The sequence below is a fragment of the Ammoniphilus sp. YIM 78166 genome (genome assembly GCF_004522215.1).
In the GTDB taxonomy this organism is placed as follows: Bacteria; Bacillota; Bacilli; order Aneurinibacillales; family RAOX-1; genus YIM-78166.
In genome coordinates this window covers 111,026-134,123 of the sequence record NZ_SDLR01000005.1, presented here as the reverse complement: position 1 = coordinate 134,123, position 23,098 = coordinate 111,026, and the positions used below count along the sequence as shown (strand labels likewise).

Annotated in this window: 23 protein-coding genes; 16 read left to right on the top strand and 7 right to left on the bottom strand. The window is 42.4% G+C overall.

All coding sequences use genetic code 11. The features are described 5' to 3' along the window. Positions 1-847: 847 nt before the first annotated feature. The 6 genes from EIZ58_RS21800 to sstT all read left to right on the top strand — a co-directional run bounded on the left by EIZ58_RS21800 (position 848) and on the right by sstT (position 6,857). Entirely contained in the window at positions 848-1,537 is a 690-nt protein-coding gene (locus EIZ58_RS21800) for an SDR family oxidoreductase (RefSeq protein ID WP_134703047.1), read from the top strand. Between the two features lie 95 nt (positions 1,538-1,632). Further along, positions 1,633-1,926: a hypothetical protein gene (locus EIZ58_RS21795; RefSeq protein WP_134703046.1), complete on the top strand. Its 294-nt coding sequence runs from the start codon at positions 1,633-1,635 to the stop codon at positions 1,924-1,926. A gap of 171 nt (positions 1,927-2,097) precedes the next feature. Beyond that, positions 2,098-2,331: a hypothetical protein gene (locus EIZ58_RS21790; RefSeq protein WP_134703045.1), complete on the top strand. Its 234-nt coding sequence runs from the start codon at positions 2,098-2,100 to the stop codon at positions 2,329-2,331. 192 nt (positions 2,332-2,523) lie between these two features. Then, positions 2,524-4,050: an alkaline phosphatase family protein gene (locus tag EIZ58_RS21785; RefSeq protein WP_167577874.1), complete on the top strand. Its 1,527-nt coding sequence runs from the start codon at positions 2,524-2,526 to the stop codon at positions 4,048-4,050. Between the two features lie 550 nt (positions 4,051-4,600). Then, the gene (locus EIZ58_RS21780) at positions 4,601-5,560 is read left to right on the top strand and encodes an L-threonine 3-dehydrogenase (RefSeq protein ID WP_134703043.1); all 960 of its coding nucleotides are present in this window, start codon (positions 4,601-4,603) and stop codon (positions 5,558-5,560) included. 58 nt (positions 5,561-5,618) lie between these two features. Then, entirely contained in the window at positions 5,619-6,857 is a 1,239-nt protein-coding gene (gene sstT / locus EIZ58_RS21775; RefSeq protein ID WP_134703042.1) for a serine/threonine transporter SstT, read from the top strand. A gap of 80 nt (positions 6,858-6,937) precedes the next feature. Here the strand turns inward: sstT and EIZ58_RS33700 are convergent, their stop codons facing one another. After that, positions 6,938-8,176: an extracellular catalytic domain type 1 short-chain-length polyhydroxyalkanoate depolymerase gene (locus EIZ58_RS33700; protein ID WP_167577873.1), complete on the bottom strand. Its 1,239-nt coding sequence runs from the start codon at positions 8,174-8,176 to the stop codon at positions 6,938-6,940. Positions 8,177-8,618: 442 nt separating this feature from the next. Next, positions 8,619-9,017: a hypothetical protein gene (locus tag EIZ58_RS21765; protein WP_134703041.1), complete on the bottom strand. Its 399-nt coding sequence runs from the start codon at positions 9,015-9,017 to the stop codon at positions 8,619-8,621. Between the two features lie 140 nt (positions 9,018-9,157). Here EIZ58_RS21765 and EIZ58_RS21760 point away from each other — a divergent pair, with 140 nt between their 5' ends. Next, positions 9,158-9,757 carry a TetR/AcrR family transcriptional regulator gene (locus EIZ58_RS21760; protein ID WP_134703040.1) on the top strand — a complete coding sequence of 200 codons (600 nt, stop codon included), beginning with the start codon at positions 9,158-9,160 and terminating at the stop codon, positions 9,755-9,757. Positions 9,758-10,526: 769 nt separating this feature from the next. Here EIZ58_RS21760 and EIZ58_RS21755 read toward each other — a convergent pair. Next, positions 10,527-10,718: a hypothetical protein gene (locus EIZ58_RS21755; protein ID WP_167577872.1), complete on the bottom strand. Its 192-nt coding sequence runs from the start codon at positions 10,716-10,718 to the stop codon at positions 10,527-10,529. A gap of 421 nt (positions 10,719-11,139) precedes the next feature. On the opposite strand from EIZ58_RS21755, the gene EIZ58_RS21750 reads away from it, so the two are divergent. Both EIZ58_RS21750 and EIZ58_RS21745 read left to right on the top strand, forming a co-directional pair. Then, complete coding sequence (locus EIZ58_RS21750; protein ID WP_167577871.1) at positions 11,140-11,331, top strand: hypothetical protein; 192 nt, start codon at positions 11,140-11,142, stop codon at positions 11,329-11,331. Positions 11,332-11,354: 23 nt separating this feature from the next. Next, positions 11,355-11,789, top strand: a complete 435-nt coding sequence (locus tag EIZ58_RS21745) for a VOC family protein (protein ID WP_134703037.1) — start codon at positions 11,355-11,357, stop codon at positions 11,787-11,789. A gap of 148 nt (positions 11,790-11,937) precedes the next feature. On the opposite strand, the gene EIZ58_RS35215 is transcribed toward EIZ58_RS21745, so the two are convergent. Both EIZ58_RS35215 and EIZ58_RS35210 read right to left on the bottom strand, forming a co-directional pair. After that, positions 11,938-12,453, bottom strand: coding sequence for a DUF2202 domain-containing protein (locus tag EIZ58_RS35215; protein WP_370297778.1), 516 nt, complete (start codon positions 12,451-12,453; stop codon positions 11,938-11,940). Then, the gene (locus EIZ58_RS35210) at positions 12,401-12,856 is read right to left on the bottom strand and encodes a ferritin-like domain-containing protein (protein ID WP_167577870.1); all 456 of its coding nucleotides are present in this window, start codon (positions 12,854-12,856) and stop codon (positions 12,401-12,403) included. The genes EIZ58_RS35215 and EIZ58_RS35210 overlap by 53 nt, the downstream gene beginning before the upstream one ends. Before the next feature lie 305 nt (positions 12,857-13,161). Here EIZ58_RS35210 and EIZ58_RS21735 point away from each other — a divergent pair, with 305 nt between their 5' ends. After that, entirely contained in the window at positions 13,162-13,878 is a 717-nt protein-coding gene (locus EIZ58_RS21735) for a 3-ketoacyl-ACP reductase (protein ID WP_134703036.1), read from the top strand. A 574-nt stretch (positions 13,879-14,452) separates the two neighbouring features. Here the strand turns inward: EIZ58_RS21735 and arr are convergent. Further along, positions 14,453-14,869 carry an NAD(+)--rifampin ADP-ribosyltransferase gene (gene arr / locus EIZ58_RS21730; RefSeq protein ID WP_134703035.1) on the bottom strand — a complete coding sequence of 139 codons (417 nt, stop codon included), beginning with the start codon at positions 14,867-14,869 and terminating at the stop codon, positions 14,453-14,455. A gap of 294 nt (positions 14,870-15,163) precedes the next feature. Between arr and EIZ58_RS21725 the strand changes: the two genes are divergently transcribed. From EIZ58_RS21725 to EIZ58_RS21700, 6 genes are all read left to right on the top strand, one after another. Then, positions 15,164-16,138 carry a Gfo/Idh/MocA family protein gene (locus tag EIZ58_RS21725; RefSeq protein ID WP_134703034.1) on the top strand — a complete coding sequence of 325 codons (975 nt, stop codon included), beginning with the start codon at positions 15,164-15,166 and terminating at the stop codon, positions 16,136-16,138. Positions 16,139-16,175: 37 nt separating this feature from the next. Beyond that, complete coding sequence (locus tag EIZ58_RS21720; RefSeq protein ID WP_134703033.1) at positions 16,176-16,505, top strand: nucleotide pyrophosphohydrolase; 330 nt, start codon at positions 16,176-16,178, stop codon at positions 16,503-16,505. A 184-nt stretch (positions 16,506-16,689) separates the two neighbouring features. Further along, positions 16,690-16,800 (top strand): putative holin-like toxin, encoded by a 111-nt coding sequence (locus EIZ58_RS34560; RefSeq protein WP_240689305.1) that lies wholly within the window; start codon positions 16,690-16,692, stop codon positions 16,798-16,800. 850 nt (positions 16,801-17,650) lie between these two features. After that, positions 17,651-19,456 carry a PAS domain S-box protein gene (locus EIZ58_RS21710; protein WP_134703031.1) on the top strand — a complete coding sequence of 602 codons (1,806 nt, stop codon included), beginning with the start codon at positions 17,651-17,653 and terminating at the stop codon, positions 19,454-19,456. Beyond that, positions 19,453-20,832, top strand: coding sequence for a sigma-54-dependent transcriptional regulator (locus tag EIZ58_RS21705; RefSeq protein ID WP_134703030.1), 1,380 nt, complete (start codon positions 19,453-19,455; stop codon positions 20,830-20,832). The genes EIZ58_RS21710 and EIZ58_RS21705 overlap by 4 nt, the downstream gene beginning before the upstream one ends. A 155-nt stretch (positions 20,833-20,987) precedes the next feature. Next, the gene (locus EIZ58_RS21700; RefSeq protein ID WP_134703029.1) at positions 20,988-22,307 is read left to right on the top strand and encodes a short-chain fatty acid transporter; all 1,320 of its coding nucleotides are present in this window, start codon (positions 20,988-20,990) and stop codon (positions 22,305-22,307) included. A gap of 226 nt (positions 22,308-22,533) precedes the next feature. Here the strand turns inward: EIZ58_RS21700 and EIZ58_RS21695 are convergent, their stop codons facing one another. After that, positions 22,534-23,016, bottom strand: a complete 483-nt coding sequence (locus tag EIZ58_RS21695; RefSeq protein WP_134703028.1) for a CHRD domain-containing protein — start codon at positions 23,014-23,016, stop codon at positions 22,534-22,536. Positions 23,017-23,098: the final 82 nt, after the last annotated feature.

Below are 23,098 nucleotides of genomic sequence, written 5' to 3'. Positions count from 1 at the left end.
GATAGCGGGGAAACGCGACTAGCATTCGCCTCCCTACTTCGATGTTACGGGCAGCGATTAATCCAGGTAGCCCTTCACCATACCCGTGTTCTTGCCCCAAAGGATGGCGTTCTCAGCCCAGTGGGTGGGCGGAATATCCTTGAATCCCGCTGCTCGTCGTAGCATGGGACGAAGAGGGAAACGAAGGGAAACATATAAAAAGTACTAAAACCAAGTCATGCGTCTATTCTTCCATATCAAACTAGTAAGCCTAGTATTCCATAGAGGAAAAGTAAAGTCAGCATGAAATTGCTGGGGATGATAATGACCAATGAGGCTCGACTAAAATAGAGGATCAACGTGGACAGCCAGGGCACAAAGCAATGACTAACCTACTTATCATGACCCTGCGATCTTTGTTATGGTATTAATGAATCAAAGGTGTCAGTATACGATACAATCATTGAGGCGTTACGCCGATGGGGCTGTGAATCAAGCGGAGGATAATCCGGTTATGTTGCTAAGCGTATGCTAATACGGGTAACAACCGGAGTCCGTTCCGGTTATTTGGCTTCAGAGCCCTCATATTGATAATCTAACTGCTAAACAACCGAATTCTCGTCCGCTTAACCTATCATGGTAAGGCACTCTAAGCTAAATAACCTGAAGCTAGTCCGATTAATGGCCTGCGTGCTTCATTTGAAATAACATAACGTTGGACTATACTATTTCTTTAATTCATATTATAGACTGTCAATAAAATCATTTGGATTTTAGGGGTGTGGTTATGAATCAGACCATCTTAGTCACAGGGCTACCGGGAATATTGGCTATCCCGTTGTTTGTGAGTTAGCACCAAAAAAAGAAAGTGAGAGTGGCCGTACGCAGCGTGGAAAAGGAGAGGGATAAATTCACCCGTCTGGACGTGGAGCTTATGGAGTTTGACTTCTTGAGACATCACACTTTCGAGCACGCTCTAGATGGAGTTCAGAAGGTATTCCTCATGCGTCCTCCTCAATTGGGAAAACCGAAACATGATATGCAGCCGTTTATGGATGAAATGAAAAAAAGGAAGCTTGAGCATATTGTGTTTGTTTCCTTGATGGGAGTTGAAAAAAATCCCATTGTACCTCATCGGAAAATCGAGGATATGATCCGGGAGTCTGGAATCGGCTATACCTTTTTAAGACCCGGCTTCTTTATGCAAAACTTAAATACAACCCATCGGGATGGAGCGAACCAATCTATGAAGAAGAAACTTTTAAGTAGCTTCTTATTTGTTGTAGGCGCAATTCCTTTACTATTTACTCCTATAGTCTTAATGGCCAACATTATGTCGTTGGCAGGAGAGAGGACGGGGAACGAAGGGTTTTTTACCCTATTTGTTGTTTATTCGTTTATCGCTGTGTCGAGTACCTATTTTCTCACGTATCTTGGTTGTTTAATCTATCGATTTACAAGGAAGGGCAAGGAAAAACCTGTGCTGTTATCCGTCATTCCCCTGTTCCATCTTGCCTTAGCGGTGGTGTTGTTCAGTTTATGGAGTTCTGGTAGCTAACCTTGAGGGACTTATTTCCACTAGAATCCACTTCCTAAATCAGGTAGTGTTTTGGGGAGAATCGACATTACTAGAGGAAAGGCAGTCGTCCCATTGTGAAACGGAATAAATATTGGATTCCCCTTATTGCTCTGCTGGTATTGTTGACGATCTTTTCTTTCTTTCAGAATCGGATGATCCGGGAGCAAAAACAACAGATCGCATGGTACCAAGAGAAAAATGACCATACCTTTCTATATCTCCTAGAAGACAGCCCCTCCCTTGTTTCATTGGCCGGACAGCTTGAGAAACTGAGCAAGGTGGATGAAAACGATGAGGAAGCCTTTTGGGATCTGCTCTCCCATGCGAAGAATATGAATCAAGCATGGGAACAGGTCTATACAAGCTGATACATCTAAGCGATGACAATTCCCAGCTCTTGAAGATGGAATACGGTATTAATCAGCAGGTGATGTCTTCAGAGTTGCAAAAAGGATCTCTGGATTCTAGCTTTTAGAGCTGACACAAGAAATGTCCTTCATGTTATGGGATACCAGTTCAAGGATAGAGCTTCCACTAATTTGGATAGTAAAACGAGAGAAACCTTAAAAGGGATCTCAGAACAATTCCTGTTGATTGATCGCAATATTAAAGAGTACCAACAATTGGCGGGAGGACGTTGGGGGGATGTCCGCTTCCAGGAGGAGTTTAAACGAAGATTTTTGGTAGACATGAGTCCCTATCTTGAGTCGATCAAAGACCTCTCTGAAGAATACCAGTCCCACGTTTCCACTTCTGTCAACCAAGGAAAATAGCATTCGGCTTGACGGCAAGGTGGCATAGAATCCATATTAGCATGAATGAAAAAAGTTGCCTCAGGATTAATGAGACAACTTCTTTTTTGTATTGGGGTCTCCACTTCTGCCAATTCCTTTTCCACCGTCGAAGTTATATATATCCTTATCGTGGAAAAGATGGTAGAAAGGATAATAAAATGGGGGATTTCAATGACTGTACTCCTTTGGGTTTTGCTGTTGGTTTTGGTGGTCGCGTACTGGGCTAGTCTAAAAATAGGAATCAAGAAACATCCGGACTTGCCCGCTGAAGAAGGAAAAAAAGTCATCTTAATTGTGGTCGACTCTCTTTTGTCGGAGCCGTTAGAGAGCTTGATGGCTCAGAACAAGGTGCCGGCTTTTTCTTTTTTGAAAGAAAAGGGGAGCTACTCCAACCGGATGGTTAGTTCTTTTCCTACCATGTCAGTCACGATCGACAGTACTTTACTGACCGGTACATACCCCGATAAGCATCGTATCCCGGGTCTTCGCTGGTATAGCTTGAAGGAGAAACGTCTGATTCATTACGGAGATGGGGTTTTTCCAACGATAAAAAGCGGGATCAAGACGGTGATGAACGACGGCTTGTTTCATTTAAACAATACGCATTTAAGTACCCAGACACGAACCATCCATGAAGAATTGGCTGTTTCAGGCCGATCCACCGCATCGATTAACGCCATAGTCTATCGTTCGAATCATATGAAAGATCTAGCCATTCCATGGCCTTTTTCCAAAATCCAAACCAAGGCCCCAGACTATTTTGTACTTGGCAATTTTTATCGATACATGTCTTCGGGATTCTTCCCATTTATAAATTACTATGGAGTGAATAACCGGGTTTCTATTCAACATTTGGTAAGAATGATACGAAAGGATCAGCTTCCGTCTTTTACGGTGGTTTACCTGGCGGATTTGGACCATGAATCCCATAAGCAAGGTGAGCTGTCAAGCGAATCGGTTGTTCAGGTCGATCGTCAGCTTCAGGAGGTCTTTCATGCTTTTGGCAAATGGGATGAAGGCCTTGAAAAGTGTGTTTTCATGGTTATGGGAGACAGTGGGGTCTCTCGAATCAAAAACGATAAGAAGGAAGCCATTGTAGACTTGGATCAAACATTCAGTAAGATGAGAGTCGCTCCGCTAGGGAGCTCCGGCCCCACAGATGAGATGGCTCTGGCTGTGAATGAAAGAATGAGTTACATCTACCCCTTACAGGATCAGGTGGAACTCCAGGCTATGGTCAAGGAGCTTAAACATGACGAGAGGCTTGACCTGATTAGTTGGAAAGACAAGGACTGGGTAAAGGTGATGCAAGGGGGCTCGGGTAAAGAAATGCGCTTTCGCAAGGGGAATACCTTTGTGGATGAATATCACCAGCAATGGGATATAGAAGGGGACATGGAGGTTCTAGACTTAAAACGCGCCCCTAAGGAGGAAGCCATTGGATATGGTTCCTATCCTGATGGGTTGATGAGACTTTATGCTGCTCTCCATTCCCACGAGGGAAAATTCCTACTTGTGACTATACAGCCGGGTTATGAAATGAAAGGCACAGGTTCGCCGACCCACGTGGGGGGCGGATCGCACGGAGGCCTCCATGAAGTGGACAGTTACTTTCCCATTTTTATCGCGGGCACAAAAGAAAGACCAACCTATAACCGGATTGTAGATTTGAAGGATTTTATTCTGAGGCAAATGTAACCCCGCCGAGAGGAATCATCCCTAGAAGAAGACCTCAAGTAGAGGTCTTTTTATATTTTCCCGCCACCCCGACCTTTTATCCATTTTGTGTTATGCGTAACTTTCATATAAAAGTGAGTCTGCATCTGGTGGACAAAAAATCAAGGCATGTAAAAAAACTGGGTTGGATGATATCCTAATAGAATATCATCTCAGAAAGTCGAATGTCTTCTGCTGGTATACAAAATATAGAGTAAAGTGCCCTGTTGAATTTGCTGAAAACCCTAAGTATTATACTGTTTATAGAGAATATTTATAATCTTATCAAATACTTGATGGAATTTTGTCTTTTCTATGTAGACAAAATAATGGGGATGTGTTAACTTGGATACAGGAGTTTTTGGTGAGTTTGAAACTATTCATGATTAAATTTTGTCCTCTCCAGAGACACAAACATCTGTGTATAACAACGAAAATTCAATCAATAAAATGATTCGATGCAAACGGTTTCAGATTTCGCTCAAGATGAAGAAGGAGTTTATGCGAAAGTGAAAGTAAGGAGGAATGTCTGATGAAAAAGGTCTTAGTAACGGGGGCTTTAGGTCAAATTGGTTCAGAATTGACGCTGAAAATGAGGGAGATTTACGGATCTGACAATATCATTGCGACAGATATTCGAAGAACGGACAGCGACGTGGTCCATTCAGGTCCATTTGAGATTTTAGATGTGACAGATGAAAAAGGGATGTTTAACATAGCTAAAAAACATGAAGTGGATACGATTATACATTTAGCTGCTTTATTGTCTGCTACAGCTGAAAAAAAGCCTCTTTTAGCCTGGCATTTAAACATGGGCGGATTGGTGAATGCTTTAGAAACGGCACGAGAACTCCACTGTCAATTTTTCACCCCTAGCTCCATTGGTGCTTTTGGTCCAAGCACTCCTAAAAACGGCACTCCACAAGACGTTATTCAACGGCCGACTACGATGTACGGAGTAAATAAAGTATCCGGAGAGTTATTATGTGACTATTACTATCATAAATTTGGGGTTGATACGAGAGGGCTTCGATTCCCGGGATTGATCTCCTATGTTACACTCCCTGGCGGGGGAACAACCGACTATGCAGTAGAAATTTTTCATGAAGCGATAAAAAATAAGAGATATACTTCTTACCTTGCTAAGGGCACATTTATGGATATGATGTATATGCCTGACGCTTTATATGCCATCATAGCATTAATGGAGGCTGATGCCTCTAAGCTGAAACATCGGAACTCTTTCAATGTATCTGCTATGAGCTTTGAGCCGGAGCAAATTGCAGCCGAGATCCAAAAGCATATTCCGCAATTTATTATGGATTATAAGGTCGATCCTGTAAGGCAAGCGATTGCCGACAGTTGGCCTAATACAATAGATTCAACTTGCGCTAAGGAAGAGTGGGGATTTAAAACGGATTTTGATTTAGAGAAAATGACGGAGGATATGTTGTTTAAGCTGAGGTCAAACCCGCTTTTAGTTACCGCCTAGATAGACTGCTAGCTGAGTTTTCGCACGATTAATCATTTAAACTATGGGGGAAAGAAAAATGAAACGTTTACTGGAAAAGTGGAGTCAATGGAGTCTGGTAAAACAAATCATAGTTGGTTTGATTTTGGGTATTATACTAGCGGTTACGATCCCCGAAGCAGCCCAACCTGTTGCCATATTAGGAACTTTATTTGTAGGTTCTTTGAAAGCGATTGCACCAGTGTTGGTACTCATCTTGGTTATGTCAGCCATCGCTCAACACAAACGTGGTAACCAAACGAATATGAAGTCCATCATTGTCCTATACCTTATTGGAACCTTTGCAGCTGGATTAATCGCCGTGATCATAAGCTTTATCTTCCCTGTAAGCTTAACCCTTGCAAAGGGTGCTGAAGGCTTGACGCCTCCTGGCGGTGTCGTAGAGGTTCTCCAAACCTTACTTCTGAACGTGGTTGATAACCCCATTAAGGCCATTTATAATGCGAACTATATTGGTATTTTAGCTTGGGCCATCCTGCTTGGACTCGCGTTAAGAAATGCCGCAGATACGACAAAAACGATGATTACTAATTTTGCAGATGCCGTGTCTAAAATGGTTAGATGGGTGATTATGCTTGCCCCATTCGGAATCATGGGGTTGGTATTTGAATCTATTACGGCCAATGGAATGGAGGCGTTACTAGGCTACGGGAAATTACTTGCTGTTTTGATTGGTTGTATGTTAATTGTAGCACTGGTTGTCAATCCCATCATTGTGTATGTCATGATTAGACAAAACCCTTACCCGCTTGTTTTGAAGTGCTTGAAGGAGAGCGGCATTACCGCATTCTTTACCCGAAGCTCAGCTTCAAATATTCCTGTAAATATGAGATTATGTGAAAATTTAGGCTTGAATAAGGACAGTTATTCGGTATCCATTCCGTTAGGTGCAACCATCAATATGGCTGGTGCCGCAGTTACCATTTCTGTTTTGACGCTTGCCGCGGTTCATACCCTTGGCATTCAAGTGGACATCCCTACAGCTATTATCCTCAGTGTACTATCAGCGATATCCGCTTGCGGGGCTTCGGGGGTTGCTGGTGGATCCTTGTTACTGATTCCTCTAGCATGCAGCTTATTTGGGATCCCGGCAGATGTCGCTATGCAGGTAGTCGGAGTCGGCTTTATCATTGGTGTTTTACAAGACTCGTTTGAAACGGCGCTTAACTCATCTACGGACGTCCTTTTCACAGCTGCAGCTGAATTTAAAGAAATGCGTAAGGCAGGAAAAGAAATCAATATCAACAAGGTAGCATAAAGAAGGCAGTTGGCCATAATATATTTAGGAATGTGGGTGTCCCCAATGGGGATGCCCACTTTTTTACATTAGCGACGATATCACTGAAAGAATCTCCATATATGCTCGGTTGCTTTTGGACCGCGGGGATCGGTATAGGAACCTTCATCACTTCCACCAGACCATTTATGCTCTAATCCTTCGATCATCCGAAGTTGGACTAAGGGGTATCCACTTTTATCCTTATAGATATATTCTTTATAGTCTCGTCCATTTTCCTGGGCTTGGATAGGACTTTGAAAATGGATAGGTACTCGTCCATGACCCCCTTCAATGCGAAAATTCGTTTGCGCCCATTGGATAAAAACGTGATCCCCATTGATTCGACGTACGATGCTATCATCCGTGCCCTGCAAAATAAGAACAGGTAGGGTTCTTGTTCCTCCTTCTTCTTTATACGCCTTTTTCATTTCCTCAAATGCCTTGTCACCACATGCATACGGATCTTCGACACCCTTTTCCATCACAGAAACAGCATCGTGAAAAATATGTTTAAGATCAGCTTTGTTATGCGGCTTCGCTGCATGGTAGGGTACACCAGCACAGATGGCAATTTTACTAAATATATCGGGATAGGTGGCTCCGAGAATGGCAGTCATGGCCGCACCAGCCGAGAAACCAGCAGCATACGTCTTTTTCTCATCAATATGTATTTGATATTCCTTTTTTAAAAAACGTTTTACTTGGTCGATGATTCCAATGATGATTTGAGGTTGCCCTTTGTCACGATGTTGATTTTCATCAAAAAACCAATTCCAGCAATCTGTTGCATTTAATTCCTCATAATAGTCCCTAAAAAATGGGTTCATCTTTAAATGCTGATTTACCCAATCTAACCAACCCGGAGAAGACTGTAGAACATTCTTTTTTAACATCAGCCCATTTTGCCGAATAGAATCCCTTAACAACCTTACCTGTAAAGGGGTCAGCAAATAAAAAAGGTAAGGATTAAAAAGCAAAGTTCTAAAAATAAACCAATCCGCAACATTATTCATTTCCGGGTATAGGACAATAAAGTTTTCTTTTTCAGCTAACTCGTTCATTTGCGTTCCTTTTGCAAACGACTCTGGAGTTTGGCCACAACCATGAAGCATGACGACCAAAGGGACTGGCTTTTCACTAGAGTGACTTCGTATACTTTTAGGTATATAAAGTCTGTAGCTAAAAATATCGATATCTTGATTAAAAATGGATTGAGAATAACTTTCTGAATCAAATGTTACATACAAAAATTCCGGGAATTCCTTTTGCGAATGGTCGATGAGTATGGATTGAGGCATACGAAGAATTCTCCTCCTACTAATATCAATCTTTCAATCTAGCCGGTCCTTAATCAACCAAATATTAACATAATTAGGGAAATTGTTAAAGATTTTTGGCTAACTATGAGATTAGAAAGCAAAAAGCTTTAGCTGAAAATTTAAGAGATTGATTTGGTAGAACAGAGGGGGAGGAGTATGAATAGCTATCCTGCTTGGCAGTTGCGGACACTAGATCCCTTATTTGCCCTAAAACCGCAGTGGTGAAAAATGGAGGGATCCTTTATTTCATAGAAATATGGTAGGAAAGAGCTTAAACTCCTAAAATAAAGGAACCCATGTCCGTTTGCGCCTAAAAAGGCCTGAAGGGACATCAAATAGCGGAACCTTTTGTCCGACTTAACCGGTTGAACTTCCCTGATATTGCCTACTTCGGGATACCCTTCAGGTACTTCGTTCCCTTCTAGGCTGATAAATCCGTCTTGCTTTTTACTGAGAGCAAGCTCTTGAAGTTTTCCTTGTAATGAAATAAGAGGGTGGATTCGAGTAATACCACGACCATGGCGATTGGGAGAAGTTCAGGGTCCACGAAGATATGGAAGGCCAGAATGTTTACGATCAGCGGCAGGAGCATGAGCAATGCTAAAGGGATGAATCTTCGCGTTAAAATCAGCAATCCACCCAAACATTCAACGGTTTTCACAAGCGCGAGTAAATATCCAGTACCTAAAAACTCCATCGCTTTAGGACTTGTAGGAAATATAGGTTCAAAACCAAACCATACCAAATATCCGTTTAGACCAGCTCCCAAAAAGATAAGAGCCAACAAAACTTCGCAGATGCGATAAAAAGCACGCTTCATTCCTATTCCCTCCTCGCGCAAGATTGACCAGGTGGTCATTACATGGTAAATTATAGCTAAAACTGACCGTGTGGTCAATATAATCATAACATCACGAATGGAGCGAAATCATGAATCCAATATGAAACGATGAAACCGACGTGAAAAAAAAGCAACTGCTTCAGGCGGGACTAGAGGAATTTGCGGAGAAGGGCTATGATCTGGCATCTACTAACGCGATCATAAAAAAGGCAGGAGTGTCGAAGGGGCTTTTATTTCATCATTTCCAAAATAAAAAAACACTGTTTCTCTATATTGGAGAACGGTGTATGGAGTATTTTTTTTCTTATTTGGAAAGTGAATCTTCTTCTATTTCGGCTGATCCGCTAGAGCGATTAAGAGACCTAAATTTGGTAAAAATGAAGCTTTTTATACAAAAACCCCTCATCTATCACCTAGCTATTTATCTATTAGTGGTAAAATCGGAAGAAATTCAAGAAGAAGCCGATCGGTTTGAACAGCGCTTTAATGAGCGATATTTTCGTTTCTACCTTAATGGGATGAATACGGAAATCTTGCGCAACGATATTTCCTATGAAAAAATACTGGCTATTATTTTTGAATCGGTCGAGGCTTTAACCAGAAGATATGTAGAAAAATACAAGCAGGTAGACGACAAAGCACTAGCTCTATTAGAAGAGCTATATGAAGATTTAACGGATTATATTGATATCTTAAAATATGGGATTTATAACAGATAGAAGGATCAACGAATGAAACTTCAATTGACTCTTGAGACTACCGTGCTGCAAAAGGCAGACAAATTAACAAAGTAAGCTATTGAACAAATCAAACGTAAAATATAGTTAAATTCATGCCTAACCGATGTGGTTTGGCTTGTTGGAAAAAAAGGGATTTTAAAGCCATTACCTTAAAAATCCCTTTTTTTGTTCGCTTTCCGCATACACATTTTGCGATCGCAAATGAATGATACTTTTCGTGCGGCATTGTCTCATTTTATTAGCTTGAGCGACCTGATGACCGAATTTTCTTATCGAATATATTTCAGTTAACTTCATAAAAGTGAGCAATAGGCACTCGATGAGTATGGCAGACCAGTAAGGGGCACGTCTGTTGTACTGACCGATAGTATTCGAGCACTGTCGGTCTCTTTGTTTTTGTCGTGAATTATTAATTCCAGTATACATTGGGGAAAGAAAATGATAAGTAGAGGGTTAAGTAATAGGGGATTGGAAAGGGGACCACAATGTTCGCCCTTCCAACCTACCTTTTCAACTACTGCGCCGGACTTCTGCTACTGCCTAACTTGTAGATATATGCGTTTTCAATATAGTGTCCATTAATCATATTTCGAGATATCCTTATTCCATTGGTTAGTTCAGGGGAGAAGGTCAGCCCGTTTCCTAAACCTTGGATTAGGTCGTTGGATGGACTAAGTACAGCCATTCAACATCAAGTTGAGTTTTTAGACCGTAACACAATGCTCGGAGTGTATCTTTATCATTTTGGTTACGGTAGTTTAAATAGTGTCTTTTTTCCTTTATCAGTAATTGCAAAAGCATTCACCGAAACCAGTTTAATATCTCTACGCTCACACAAAAAAGCTAATCGATCAGGGAGTTTAGGATCACCAATTTCAAGATAGAGAGTATGTTTATCGACAATTCCCTTCTGATCTAAAGACTTCAGAATCTGCTTCATTAGAATCATTATTAATCACCTTTATATACTTGTTTATGTAGTTTGGTATCAACACAATGTCCTATGTTGTCGGGAATAAGAAATTCATGAAAATCATTAGTTTGTTCACAGTCTTGGCAAACTAAAATTTCCAGTGTGTTCATTTCCTTGCCAAATGACATGTCACATTAACGAATAAGTATGTCATAATTAAATTTTAATACTTTATATAAAAATTAATAGACTGCAATTTATGTCTTTGTGGGACAAGGTGAGTCCCTGAATAAAACACAAAAGTTTTTCTATATCCGCGAAGATGGTTGTACAATATCATCTGGGATGAAACCAAAAAGGGGACTACTTAAGAGAGAGTTGAGGAATTAGTAAACAAGTATGCTGGACTAGGCTAACCTAAGTGACGCATGGACCATCCCCAATCGAAATGCCTAAGGCTTGGAAACCAATCTTTTCCGAATGGATTCCGTCAAATGAGTATGATGTTGCTGAAATGCCAGCCATAGAAGCCTATATTGATCCTGATCCACATCATGCCGATTCATCCAATCAAATTTGGCTTGCAGTTATACTTAATTACAAATTAGAAGAAAATGATAAAGTAAAGAATATCTATTAGCTAATAAAAGGAGTCTGTTCATAATGGTAGGAGTAGAAATTGATTTGGTTGTTACAGATAGTTTAAAAGCATTGGAATTATACGAAAACATATTTGAAGTCGAACGTGTTGAGGTTTCAGATTTACCCAAAGGTACAAATGAAGTAGTTTTTACCCTTTACGGCGTACGCTTTCACATGTTGGATGAAAATCCAGAATTTCAATTGATAGCACCAACCCAAGCCGACCCAAAAACCATTTGGTTTAACGTCTCTGTCCCTGATATCAAGGAAACATTTACAAAGGCAATGAGTTTGGGGTGCACGGAGATACAACCAGTTACTGAGTTACCTGATTACGGAGTGTCAAATGCAATATTTATGGACTCTTTTGGCTATGTATGGATGCTTCACCAAATCCATAAAGTAGTGAGTCATGAAGAGCGTATACGACTTTGGGAGGAAAAAAGAAATAATTAATTAAACAACCCGAATGTCTCAAAACCAAGTAGTTTGGGACATCGCTTACGATTCATAAGATTCTAAAGGGAGCATAGTTAAGGAGCCAATGTGGCTCCGTTTTTCTTTGTTCAGCTATGGTCCATTTACAGGAAATTGCAAGATTAGTTCACTTTCTTTCAAGTCCTTTTTCAAAGGCTGCGAGGTGATTCATTGAAGCGTCATGTAATCGGCTGAAAACCAATCTAACATCGTTTGGTATCTGATATCTTAGGAACTTTTCATACATCGCGATGTTTTCTTTCTCCCCTTGAACACCTGCAGCAAAGGCTGCCTTAATGTTATCAGGAGTAGAGACGAAAGACTTTGATATATCTTCAGGTAAAGGAACCTGATAACGTTCAAAGAGTGGTAATAATGCATTAATATGCCTTAGTTCGGCTTCTTTAATTTGTGCAAAAGTAGGAATATATCCAAAGGTTTCTAAAATGTTATCATACCTAGATTGTGCCAAGTATTCGTCCTGTAGTGCGTAAGTCAGCATTTCAGATATGGTTAACAAAGTAGCATTTAGTGCTCCTTTAGCACCGTAATTCTCAATTTGCCGTTTCTTATGCGTTACATTTGTGGATTTAAAAAAAAAATAAAAACCATACAGCGTGATTTTGTTCATCTGATGCTGCACGTCGAAATCTTTCTTTAATAAAAGTATCCTGTGCTTTATCTGCTATATCTAAATAGAAATCAACGGCTTCTTGTTCATCTTTAAACGCAAATTCGATTCCAGCTTTATAATTGTCTGGACATTCCTCAATGATTTTATAAGTCGGCTGTCTTCCTGTTAAATTTATATAAATCCTGCTGAACTCTTCAAGATGACGTTTTTCGTCTTTTTGTATCTCAAGTATTTTTGTCTTTTGATCTTGTGTAGGTGCCATCTTAGCTAACTTTTCATAACATGAAATGGCACTATATTCCCCATTAATTGCTTTCTGAATATCATTTATTAGTTGAGTGTCATTTGTTGCTCGAAAATAATCATTATAAAATTGTCCACCATAATTATAAACATATTGATTGGAATACATGGGAAACCCCCCGGTTGCTAAAGTTTTCAACCTATCATATGCGTATTCGTTAGGTAGGTGTCTACGTTCATTTTTAGTTCGAGAGAAACGGGCGCTTATCTCATAAATTTGTCATTCAAAACGGAAAAACTCTATACCTTGGATTACTTAAATTAGCAGTTCCTATCGAGCTTATTATGGATCGACAAATCATGATATAAATTCAATTTCTTGTAAGGAACTACTCGATATAGAGTATTAGGATCCAGTTATTAGCAAAACATAAATTGGGTTTTTAAGGATACTTTCATAAAGGAGTGTCAACTATGATCTCTATAAACGGAAAGACCGCGCTCATTACGGGCGGAGGCAGAGGAATTGGACGAGCCACGGCGCATGCCTTAGTAAAAGAAGGGGTTCAGCTTGGACTCATCGGACGGAATGCATCTCATTTAGATCGAGTGCAGGAGGAGTTAACGGTTTATGGAGTCCAAGTGTCAACGGCAACAGCGGATGTGGCGGATCTAGAGTCAGTAGAGAACGCCGTCGAGAAAATCAGGTCCGACTTAGGCGCTATCGATATCTTAATTAACAATGCAGGGATTGCTAAATTCGGAGGCTTCCTTGATTTATCTCCTGTTGAATGGGAAAGCATCATCCGTGTGAATCTGATGGGCGTATACAATGTTACCAGAGCGGTTTTACCAGAAATGATTGAGAAAAAAGCAGGGGATATCGTAAATATTTCTTCTACGGCGGGTCAAAAGGGAGCTCCTGTTACAAGTGCTTACAGCGCCTCGAAATTTGCGGTGTTAGGCCTGACTGAATCCCTGATGATGGAGGTAAGAAAGCATAATATTCGGGTCACAGCCCTTGCTCCTAGTACGGTGACGACGGATTTAGCCAATGAACTAAATTTGATTTCGGGGGATGTCGATAGAGTCATGCATCCTGAAGATCTGGCTGACTTGATTGTAGCAGGCTTAAAGCTTCACCCGCGAGTGGTGTTAAAAACAGCTGGTCTATGGTCAACGAATCCTTAAGTAGGGTAAAGTAGGAACGATAATAGGTTCCTGCTTTTTTAGTTTAGATAGAAATATAGAGGGATTGGGCCTGCTTAACAAGGGTCTTGAAGATAAAGCTCTTTGCCATTCTAACATTCATGACCAAAGCGACTTTGAACTATTCCCTAACTTCATGATCGACTAGACTACAACTGTATCAATTATACATCTGCAAGTATAGGTTTATAAATTAAACCCACACGGCATGAAGGAGCGATGGTTGTCCAGTCATTACCTATGGTGGCGGAAGAGGGGAGGCGTATTAGTTTTTTAGCATCGACATTCTGACATTCATGACCAAAAAGAAATAGACCACCTATGAGCCAACAACTCCGTGTAATAAAAAGCTTTACCTTGTCTAGGAGATAAAGCTTTTTGTCATTCTGAAATTGATGAATCCTTTTAATGATGTAAGAGTTATACAACGGTTAGCTTAATAAACGAAACAAAAAACTCGGTTCCTAAACATCGTAAGGAACCGAGTTTTCTATGGTGTAAACTGCATTTTTCTGATGCTCCCTTTTTTAATTCATGATTTTATATATTGTAAGGATTAATCGTATATTACATTTTTTCCTTCTTCAGTTAACTTTTTTAATGATGCAATCATATGATTAATTTCTTCATCGGAATGTCTTTCCCATGTTCCCAATTCGGCTAAAATTTTTAAAGGTGATTTAGACCGATAAGAACGTGTGGGATTTCCAGGAAAACGTTTATCAGTTAAATTCGGATCGTTTTCAAAATCACCTAATGGTTCTACGATGTAAATTCTTTCTTTCGAAGTAGACTTTGCTAATTCGGCACCCCATTTCGCTGCTTCTAATGTCCCAGTGAAATAGATAAAGTTTGATTTTTTATCTTGGTAATTTGATAAGTGTTGCGGTTCTAAAAGGTCTCCAATTTTAAGTTCTGCTTTAGTACCATGAAAAAAAGGACCATGATCTAAGACATCTTTATTATCATTCATACGGATACACCTCTTTTTCAGTTTTGTAAATAATAGTATAATGTGGGATCAATTGTAAGTAAAGTCTATAAAGAATTGCGAATTTGTAGTATAATGGAAATAGATAATATACCAATTGGCAATATGGAACGAGTTCTCAATAAAAAGAGGGTCGTTCCATATCTATTTACTTAGAAGAGAGTTTTTTTCAATTGCTTAAATACGGAAAATAACTCCGAATGAGGAAAGAGAACGTATTTATAGAAAATGGTCAATTACAGTTGAGTAGAAGTCACATAGAAAGGAAGTGGATTAATGCAGAAAATAAAATATGGAATTATGAGCACTGCACGAATTGCTGATAAGCAGGTAGTTCCCGCCATTCACTCCGCTGCCAACGCTGAGGTTATCGCTGTCGCCAGTCGTGATGAGAAAAAAGCGAGGATGTTTGCTGAACGCCATCAGATACCGAAAGTATATGACAGCTATGAGAAATTACTCGAAGATCCCGATATTGATGCGGTATATATTCCGTTACCTAATCATCTACATGCAGAGTGGACGATACGTGCTGCCGAAAAGGGAAAGCATATCTTGTGCGAGAAGCCAATCGCATTAAATGCCAAACAGGCTATGGAAATGGTCGAAAGTTGTAAACAGCACGGCGTAAAATTCATGGAAGCTTTTATGTATCAATTTCATCCTCAATGGAAGAGAGTGAGGGAGTTGATAGATAAGGGTGAAATCGGAAAGGTGAAGAAGATTAATGCAGCCTTTTCGTTTTTATTAAACCAACCTAACGATATACGTCTTGAACCGTTAAAGGGAGGAGGAGCACTTTATGATGTTGGCACTTACTGTGTACATGTAAGTAGTCTCTTATTGGGTGGCGAACCATCTCAAGTACAATCTATTGCAAAATTCTCTAATCAAGTTGACCTGACGCTTAACGCCCAACTTGTTTTCCCGAATGATGTAATGGTTCAGTTTGACTGTTCATTTGAATATGCCCAAAGACAGTTTGTTGAAATTGTAGGAGAAATTGGAGTAATTAAGGTTACTTTGCCATTTAGACCTGACAAAGGGGTACCAGCCATCGATATTTCAGGTCATCTTGGTCATCGAGTGGAAACATTTGAAGAGTATGATGCCTACACTCTTCAAATCGAACATTTTTCCTCTTGTATCCTTTACGATCAGAAACCATTTTACTCTCCGGAAAAATCCATTGCAAATATGAAAATAATTGATCAAATATACAGTATGGCAGGGAAAAGAAACAGTGAGTAATCGACTAACCTAAAACAATACACCTGGAGGAAAACCTGTGCAGGAACTCATCCATGAATTATTAGTCTTTCGAAAAGAAAGAGACTGGGAACAATTCCATACACCCAAGGATCTCGCGATCTCAATCTCTCTAGAAGCAAGTGAATTACTAGAGAACTTTCAGTGGAAGGAAAGCCAAACGGCAGTGGAACAGAACCTTCCCAAGATCAAAGAAGAGCTGGCGGACGTTCTCATCTATGCGTTATACCTCGCTCATGATTTAGATATCAATATTCAGGAAGCGATCGAAGAGAAGATCGAGAAAAACAAACAAAAGTACCCGGTGGGAAAAGCTTTCGGATCCAATAAGAAATACAACGAGCTCTAATTTTTTGCCGGCATTATAACGCGAAAATCGGTCGCATTAACGAAAAAGAAGTCCGGGCTGGGGTTTTCCTAAAATCAACAAAACATATGTTCGTATCATTTTCATTATGATATAATAGACTAGTACAATAGAATCGGCTCCTCATGGGTGGTCGGCTCATCCCTGTATGAAAGGGGGTGAGAATATGGTGTCAGTATATGATGCAATAGATTTAGCATTAAATCTAGGCATGTTCACATTAACATTCGTTGGTGTCGTCATTGCCATTCTGACATTCATGACCAAAAAGAAATAGACCACCCGTGAGCTGACAACTCTGTGGTCTATTTCTTCGACATTGAGCCAATCCCCTTTTTGGGAACGTCTGTTGTACGTGACCTGTAGTGTTCCAGCACTACAGGTCTCTTTTTTATTTTGTGACTTGTTAATTTTATTATACATTGGGGATAGAGAAATGTAAAATAGAGGCCGCGTAAACCTCATGGAAAATGAACTCCAAAGAGTAAGAAGACACCACTTGATAAAAATCGGGGAAGTAAATAATTCTTGTGGAGAGGAGTTCATAACAAAACATGAGACAAGCCTTAGAAGCCTCGTGGCCATACTCTAGTATTTTAGGTATAGGGGCAAGCAAGTTCAAAAGGTACCTGAAAAGAAGCAACCGTCCGTCCAAATCCGTAAGTACTTAACAGGAAACGGGGTTGTCTTCTCAGGTTGATCCAATCGGCTTGGGGGGACAACCTCGCCATCATTAAAATTTGAAAATTTTTACACCAGAACATCTTCTGCATTAGAAAGCAAAAAGCTTTACCTCCAGTCTTGGAGATAAAGCTCTTTGGCCTTCTGACATTCATGACCAAAAAGAATAGAACAATGGGCTGTAGCTCTGAACTATTCCCTAACTTGATGATCGACCACAAGCTAGCAACTCATGGTCTATTTCTTACTACCTGAGCCGCGCCCTGTTTGGGGAACGATAGTCTTATATTACAGCTTGTAGTAAAGTTAAGTTAGTGAAACCTAACCCGGATAACGCGATTCTAAAACGACGACATGGCCTTTTAAGCGATCCCAGGTGACACGAGACATTTGAAGAAATATCGGTCTATGGGAGTCATCCCAACCTTTGAGAGGATGCTATAAATATGATTATCCGAATACAACTGATGCTGGCAGTTTTGCTGGCCATTACCATCCCGGTTTTGTTTACGGGATACTATCTCATTCATCAGTTGGAGGAGTCCTTGCTTCAAGAAAAGGAAGCGCGGCTGATCTCCATTGCCAGAGGACTTGACAATATGTTTATTGGGACATGGAATGATCTGCTCGGGGAGGGTCAGTTGACACGAGAACAAAAGTTAGCGGTGCTTAATGAAAAGCTTCAGCTGATATCGGATCGAGTGGCTGCAGATAATCCTGGGGTGGGAGTCGGCTATTATTCGAAAGAATTAGACGCGGTGGTCACCTACGGGCCCAGCCACGAATTAAAGCATAAGATTGGCGTTTCGATCGGGGCCGACCATCCCGGTCGGCTTGTTCTGGAGGATGGTCAGCCGAGAGTATATACGGGTGAGCAGGTTCGAGGCTACATCATGAATGCGATGGTTCCGCTGCAGCGCGAGGGGGAGATTATCGGGTACGTTTGGGCAAACGAGCTTATGAGCGATATCCAAATGCAACTCGCTGACATGGAACGGAAAATTCTATCGATCCTTGCGATCGGGGGACTCATCAGTATTCTTTGCTCCCTTTATGCAGCCAACCGAATTGGAGGGAAGATAGACCGGATCATCGGGGCAATTCAAAAAATCGGGGACGGCGGCGACTTATCCAAGCGAGTGCCGGAAGAGGAGGGAGAGCTTGGTCGCATCCCTCAAGCGGTGAATGAGCTGCTCCACCGAATTGCGAGGATCAAGGGCCATACGGATGCGATCGTGAGCAGTGTAAGCGATGGAATTATTACGCTAGATCGGGAAGGGAAAGTGACGGAGTGGAATGAGGCCGCCGCGCAAATCACAGGATATTCGATAGAGGAAATGATGGGAAAACGCTACGAGCTCATTTTTCCTCCGGGTGTGCAAGCCGCTCAGCAGAGCGCTTTGCTTCGGACGCTGCAAACGGGAGAAGCCTATGCTTCTATTGATCTTGAATTTCCGTCCCGAAACGGCGAGCTGATCCCGATTAATAGCAGTACGGCGTTTCTAAGAGATGCTAAGGGTCAGGCGATGGGGGTTGTGGTCGTTTTTCGGGATTTGAGAGATCGAAAAAAAATGGAAGAGCGGATGCGCCGTGCCGATCAAATGAGAGCTCTAGGGGAGCTGGCAGCCGGGATGGCTCACGAAATTCGAAATCCTTTGACCTCCATTAAGGCTTTTAGCCAGATTGTAGAGGAAGGCCTCCAGGATCCAGATCCAGAGGCGAACCGGGAATATTTGTCAATTATTGCCAAAGAAGTGGATCGCATCAACCGTTTGGTGGAGCAACTGCTTCTTTTTGGGAAGCCGTCGATCCAACAGGAAAGTCCCGTCCGACTTATTGAGGTGTTTGAGCGATCCTGGCTGCTCATCGAGCACGATGCCCGAAAAAAGAGACTGGCGGTTCAAAGAGAGTGGGAAGCCGTGGTCATGCAAGCTGATTTTCACCTCCTGCAGCAAGTGGTGATCAACTTGCTCATGAATGCCGTTCAAGCCGCTGAACCGGGAGGAGACTTGATCCTGCGGATATTTCAAGTGAACGAAGTCCGAGGCTTTTCTGTGTTTAATACGGGTGGGCCTGTTCGAGACGACTGCTTTCAGCCTTTTGCCACGAGTCGGTCGGAGGGAACCGGATTGGGGCTTTCCGTCACGCAGCATATCGTTTCCCTTTACGGAGGGCGGATTTTCTTTGATAATCAAGAAAAAGGCGTTTTATTTCAAGTGGAATTTCCTATGAGAACGGAGGAGAGGGTGTGACCCGTTTATTAATTGTGGATGACGAGTTCCATGTGCGCAAAGCGTTAGGGACCGTGTTTAAGCGAGAGGGCTTCCTAGTGGAAGAAGCGACAAATGGAAGGGAAGCCTTAGGGTTCCTGAAGGATAACCCTGGCCAATATGAGCTGATGCTACTCGATCTTCATATGCCCGAGATGGGAGGGATGGAACTCTTGCGCACCGTCCGCGAGGCATTTCCTACCTTATTAGTTATCGTGTTCACAGCTTATAATACGGCGGAAACGACCATGGAAGCAATGCGCCTGGGAGCCTATGATTACATCGTGAAACCCTTTGATATCTCCCATATTAAAGAGATCGTCGCTAAGGCAAGAGAACGAAAACGCCTCATAGAAGAAGTGAAGGATTTGCGAAAGAGTGTCGCTGTTCAGCCGGATGGACTGGTGGGGCAATCTCGATCCATGCAGGAAATCTATAAGCTAATAGGAAAAGTGGCCGCTTCCTCAATCACTGTACTCATCGAAGGGGAAAGCGGCACGGGAAAAGAGTTATTAGCTAGACAAATCCATTTGAATAGTCCACGCGCGGCCCATCGTCTCGTGACGGTGAATTGTGGAGCGATTCCAGAGAACCTATTAGAAAGTGAATTGTTTGGCCATGAAAAAGGGGCTTTTACCGGTGCTGTGACTCGGAAATTGGGAAAAGCAGAATTAGCGGATCAAGGGACCTTGTTTCTCGATGAAGTGGGTGAAATGCCCTTGTCTCTTCAAGTGAAGCTGCTTCGTTTTCTACAAGAAAGAGAGATTGACCGCGTCGGCGGTGACCATACCGTGAAGGTCGACGTGCGCCTCATTGCTGCCACCAATCGAAATTTAAGAGAGATGGTAGAAGCCGGACAGTTTCGAGAGGATCTCTATTATCGACTTCATGTAGTGAACCTTCAGGTTCCTCCCCTGCGGGAGAGAATGGAAGATTTAGAAGAGCTTATTCAGCATTTTCTGAGTCGATATGCAAAAGAAATGGAAGTGGAGCTCCCTTACCTGGCACCGGAAACGTTGAAGCAGCTGCGCGCTTATACTTGGCCAGGGAATATCCGTGAACTGCAGAATGTGATTTGCCGCTCGATGATTATGGCTTCAGGGGACATTCTCTTACCTGAGCACCTGCCCGAATTAGGAGCGGTTCAACAGGCTGCAGCTAGTAGCCACGCGTTTACTTTACAAGAAACCTTTTCTTATGGATTTACCCTTCGAGAGGTGGTTGAGCGGGCTGAGATGCAGGCGATGCAATGGGCTCTTAGAGAAACGGAAGGAAACAAAGCTCAGGCCGCAAGACTTCTGCAAATGTCGCGGAAAGCCTTCGTGTATAAGTGTCAGGATTACGGCCTAGCCGATTAAGTGAGTAAATTTTACCCAGCTGCTGGCGAATCTTTACTCGGTTGAATGGCCTAAAGCTCTCCTATCAGTCTATAGAAAGGCTTTAAAGACCTTGGCATCCTTTTTGCTTTAGATAGATGGGAAATCATTTCTATCATCTAAATAGGAGGGAAACTATGTTTAGAGCCATGACTCAAGCCAGTGTCAGCCTGGTCAATCGTTTTTTGCCTGATCCGTTTTTATTTGCTGTCATTCTAACTGTCGTCGTGTTTGGATTTGGGCTGTTTGCAGGGAATACGCCGATCCAAATGGTTCAATTCTGGGGAGAAGACTTTTGGAATCTCTTAGCTTTCTCCATGCAAATGTTGCTGATACTCGTAACGGGATACACGCTGGCCAAGACGCCATTGTTCAGCCGACTTTTGCAAGCGATTGCTTCTACGGCTAAAACACCAGGTAGAGCCATCATCTTGACAACCGTTGTATCAGCCGCTGCGGCATGGTTAAACTGGGGCTTTGGTCTGGTCATTGGAGCGCTGCTTGCGCGCGAAATCGCCAAGAAAGTAGACGGGGTTGACTACCGCCTGTTAATCGCAAGCGCTTACAGTGGGTTTATCGTTTGGCACGGGGGCTTCTCCGGCTCCATTCCTTTAACCATTGCCACAGATAAGCATATCGTGGTCGATCTCATTGGGGTCATCCCAACCAGCCAGACGATTTTTTCGCCGATGAATTTGTTCATTCTTGCTGCTTTGTTCATCACATTGCCGATCGTGAATCGATTGATGATGCCGGAAAAAGGAAAGGCTTTTGTCTTCCGTGGTATCCAAGACGAGCCTGTGGAGAAAAAGGAGGTCGCAGCGGCAACTGCTCTAACGCCAGCTGATCGTCTTGAAAACAGCCGTCTCGTTTCGCAGATCATTTCAGTTATGGGCTTCGGCTTTATAGTCTATTACTTTGGAAAAAACGGCTTTAAATTAAATCTGGATATTGTCAATTTCGTCTTTTTGTTCTGCGGTATTTTGCTTCATGGCACTCCTCGCAAATTTCTCGATGCTGCCGCTGAAGCAGTAAAAGGAACCACAGGGATCGTGATTCAGTTTCCATTTTACGCTGGAATCATGGGGATGATGGTCTCTTCAGGCCTAGCCGCAAGCATGTCGCAATGGTTCGTCAGCATTTCCAATGCCACGACATTCCCGCTCCTGTCCTTCTGGGCTGCCGGATTAGTCAACATTTTCGTTCCTTCCGGCGGCGGACAATGGGCGGTTCAAGCCCCTATCATGATGCCTGCGGGAGCGGAGTTAGGTGTTGATGCAGCCAAAACAGCCATGGCCATCGCTTGGGGCGATGCCTGGACGAACATGATCCAGCCATTCTGGGCACTTCCTGCTCTTGCCATCGCAGGACTTGGCGCAAGAGACATCATGGGCTATTGCTTGATCGTGTTATTTGTCTCGGGAGCGGTGATTTCGTTAGGATTTTTGCTTTTTTAACTCGCAGAACGTCCACTGGCCTATGGAGAGTCAGTGGACGTTTTATTTCATTTCTAGGATAAACCACCCACTATATGACCCTTGCTCGGAGGAAGGGACTGTCCCCTTTTATTAGGTAAAGCACGGAGCGCTTTACCGATGGCGATCATAGAAAAATTGCCAATGAATGGCAGTTTTTTTACATTTATTCATTTTAAGCAGCTAGACCAGCTGCTTTAAGGGGTGGCTAACTCCCACACCCGCAAGCGCTGTATCCGCCACCGCCGCGTCTACGTCTGCGGTGTCTGCGGCGTTCATCGTCTTGGCGCAGATGCACAATCTGCCCCCTGATCTCTCCCGGGGGATTTTGTACCGTATGCACATTAACATACGCGTTTCCCCTCCTCATTTCACGGATTAGCGCAGCGAGAGACCGTCCTGCTAACGGCCCAACTAGATCAGCTCTTGTAATCGTACCGCGGACCACTCCGCGGCCAACCGTAACTCCCCTTTGAATGGGGCCAAACAGGAACACAACAACAGGACCGTTTTCCCCTCTTCTCCCGAGATGGATGTGGGCCTCCGTTGCTCTGCGGATATTTTCCACTTCCAGTATAAATCGAAGCCTCCTGCCATCTCGGCTTAATCGGAAGAAGCTTCTTCCTCTTGCAGCAGTAGCCACGGGAGGAACTTCTTCAGAACCTCTTAAGCGAGCAAAAAAGTTTTGCAAATAGATTTCCACCTTTCCATAAGATGGTATAATCTATTCTTTGAGATGAGAGGTGGAAATAATAGAATGGCCTAAAAACCTT

What these genes read in the sequence shown, in the direction of transcription:
- EIZ58_RS21725 (WP_134703034.1), top strand. Translation starts at nt 15,164, where the DNA reads ATGCAGAAAATAAAATATGGAATTATGAGCACTGCACGAATTGCTGAT.
- sstT (WP_134703042.1), top strand. Translation starts at nt 5,619, where the DNA reads ATGAAACGTTTACTGGAAAAGTGGAGTCAATGGAGTCTGGTAAAACAA.
- EIZ58_RS21735 (WP_134703036.1), top strand. Translation starts at nt 13,162, where the DNA reads ATGATCTCTATAAACGGAAAGACCGCGCTCATTACGGGCGGAGGCAGA.
- EIZ58_RS21755 (WP_167577872.1), bottom strand. Translation starts at nt 10,718, where the DNA reads ATGAAGCAGATTCTGAAGTCTTTAGATCAGAAGGGAATTGTCGATAAA.
- EIZ58_RS21710 (WP_134703031.1), top strand. Translation starts at nt 17,651, where the DNA reads ATGATTATCCGAATACAACTGATGCTGGCAGTTTTGCTGGCCATTACC.
- EIZ58_RS21785 (WP_167577874.1), top strand. Translation starts at nt 2,524, where the DNA reads ATGACTGTACTCCTTTGGGTTTTGCTGTTGGTTTTGGTGGTCGCGTAC.
- EIZ58_RS21765 (WP_134703041.1), bottom strand. Translation starts at nt 9,017, where the DNA reads ATGAAGCGTGCTTTTTATCGCATCTGCGAAGTTTTGTTGGCTCTTATC.
- EIZ58_RS35210 (WP_167577870.1), bottom strand. Translation starts at nt 12,856, where the DNA reads ATGTATTCCAATCAATATGTTTATAATTATGGTGGACAATTTTATAAT.
- EIZ58_RS21700 (WP_134703029.1), top strand. Translation starts at nt 20,988, where the DNA reads ATGTTTAGAGCCATGACTCAAGCCAGTGTCAGCCTGGTCAATCGTTTT.
- EIZ58_RS33700 (WP_167577873.1), bottom strand. Translation starts at nt 8,176, where the DNA reads ATGCCTCAATCCATACTCATCGACCATTCGCAAAAGGAATTCCCGGAA.
- EIZ58_RS21750 (WP_167577871.1), top strand. Translation starts at nt 11,140, where the DNA reads ATGCCTAAGGCTTGGAAACCAATCTTTTCCGAATGGATTCCGTCAAAT.
- EIZ58_RS34560 (WP_240689305.1), top strand. Translation starts at nt 16,690, where the DNA reads ATGGTGTCAGTATATGATGCAATAGATTTAGCATTAAATCTAGGCATG.
- EIZ58_RS21780 (WP_134703043.1), top strand. Translation starts at nt 4,601, where the DNA reads ATGAAAAAGGTCTTAGTAACGGGGGCTTTAGGTCAAATTGGTTCAGAA.
- arr (WP_134703035.1), bottom strand. Translation starts at nt 14,869, where the DNA reads ATGAATGATAATAAAGATGTCTTAGATCATGGTCCTTTTTTTCATGGT.
- EIZ58_RS21745 (WP_134703037.1), top strand. Translation starts at nt 11,355, where the DNA reads ATGGTAGGAGTAGAAATTGATTTGGTTGTTACAGATAGTTTAAAAGCA.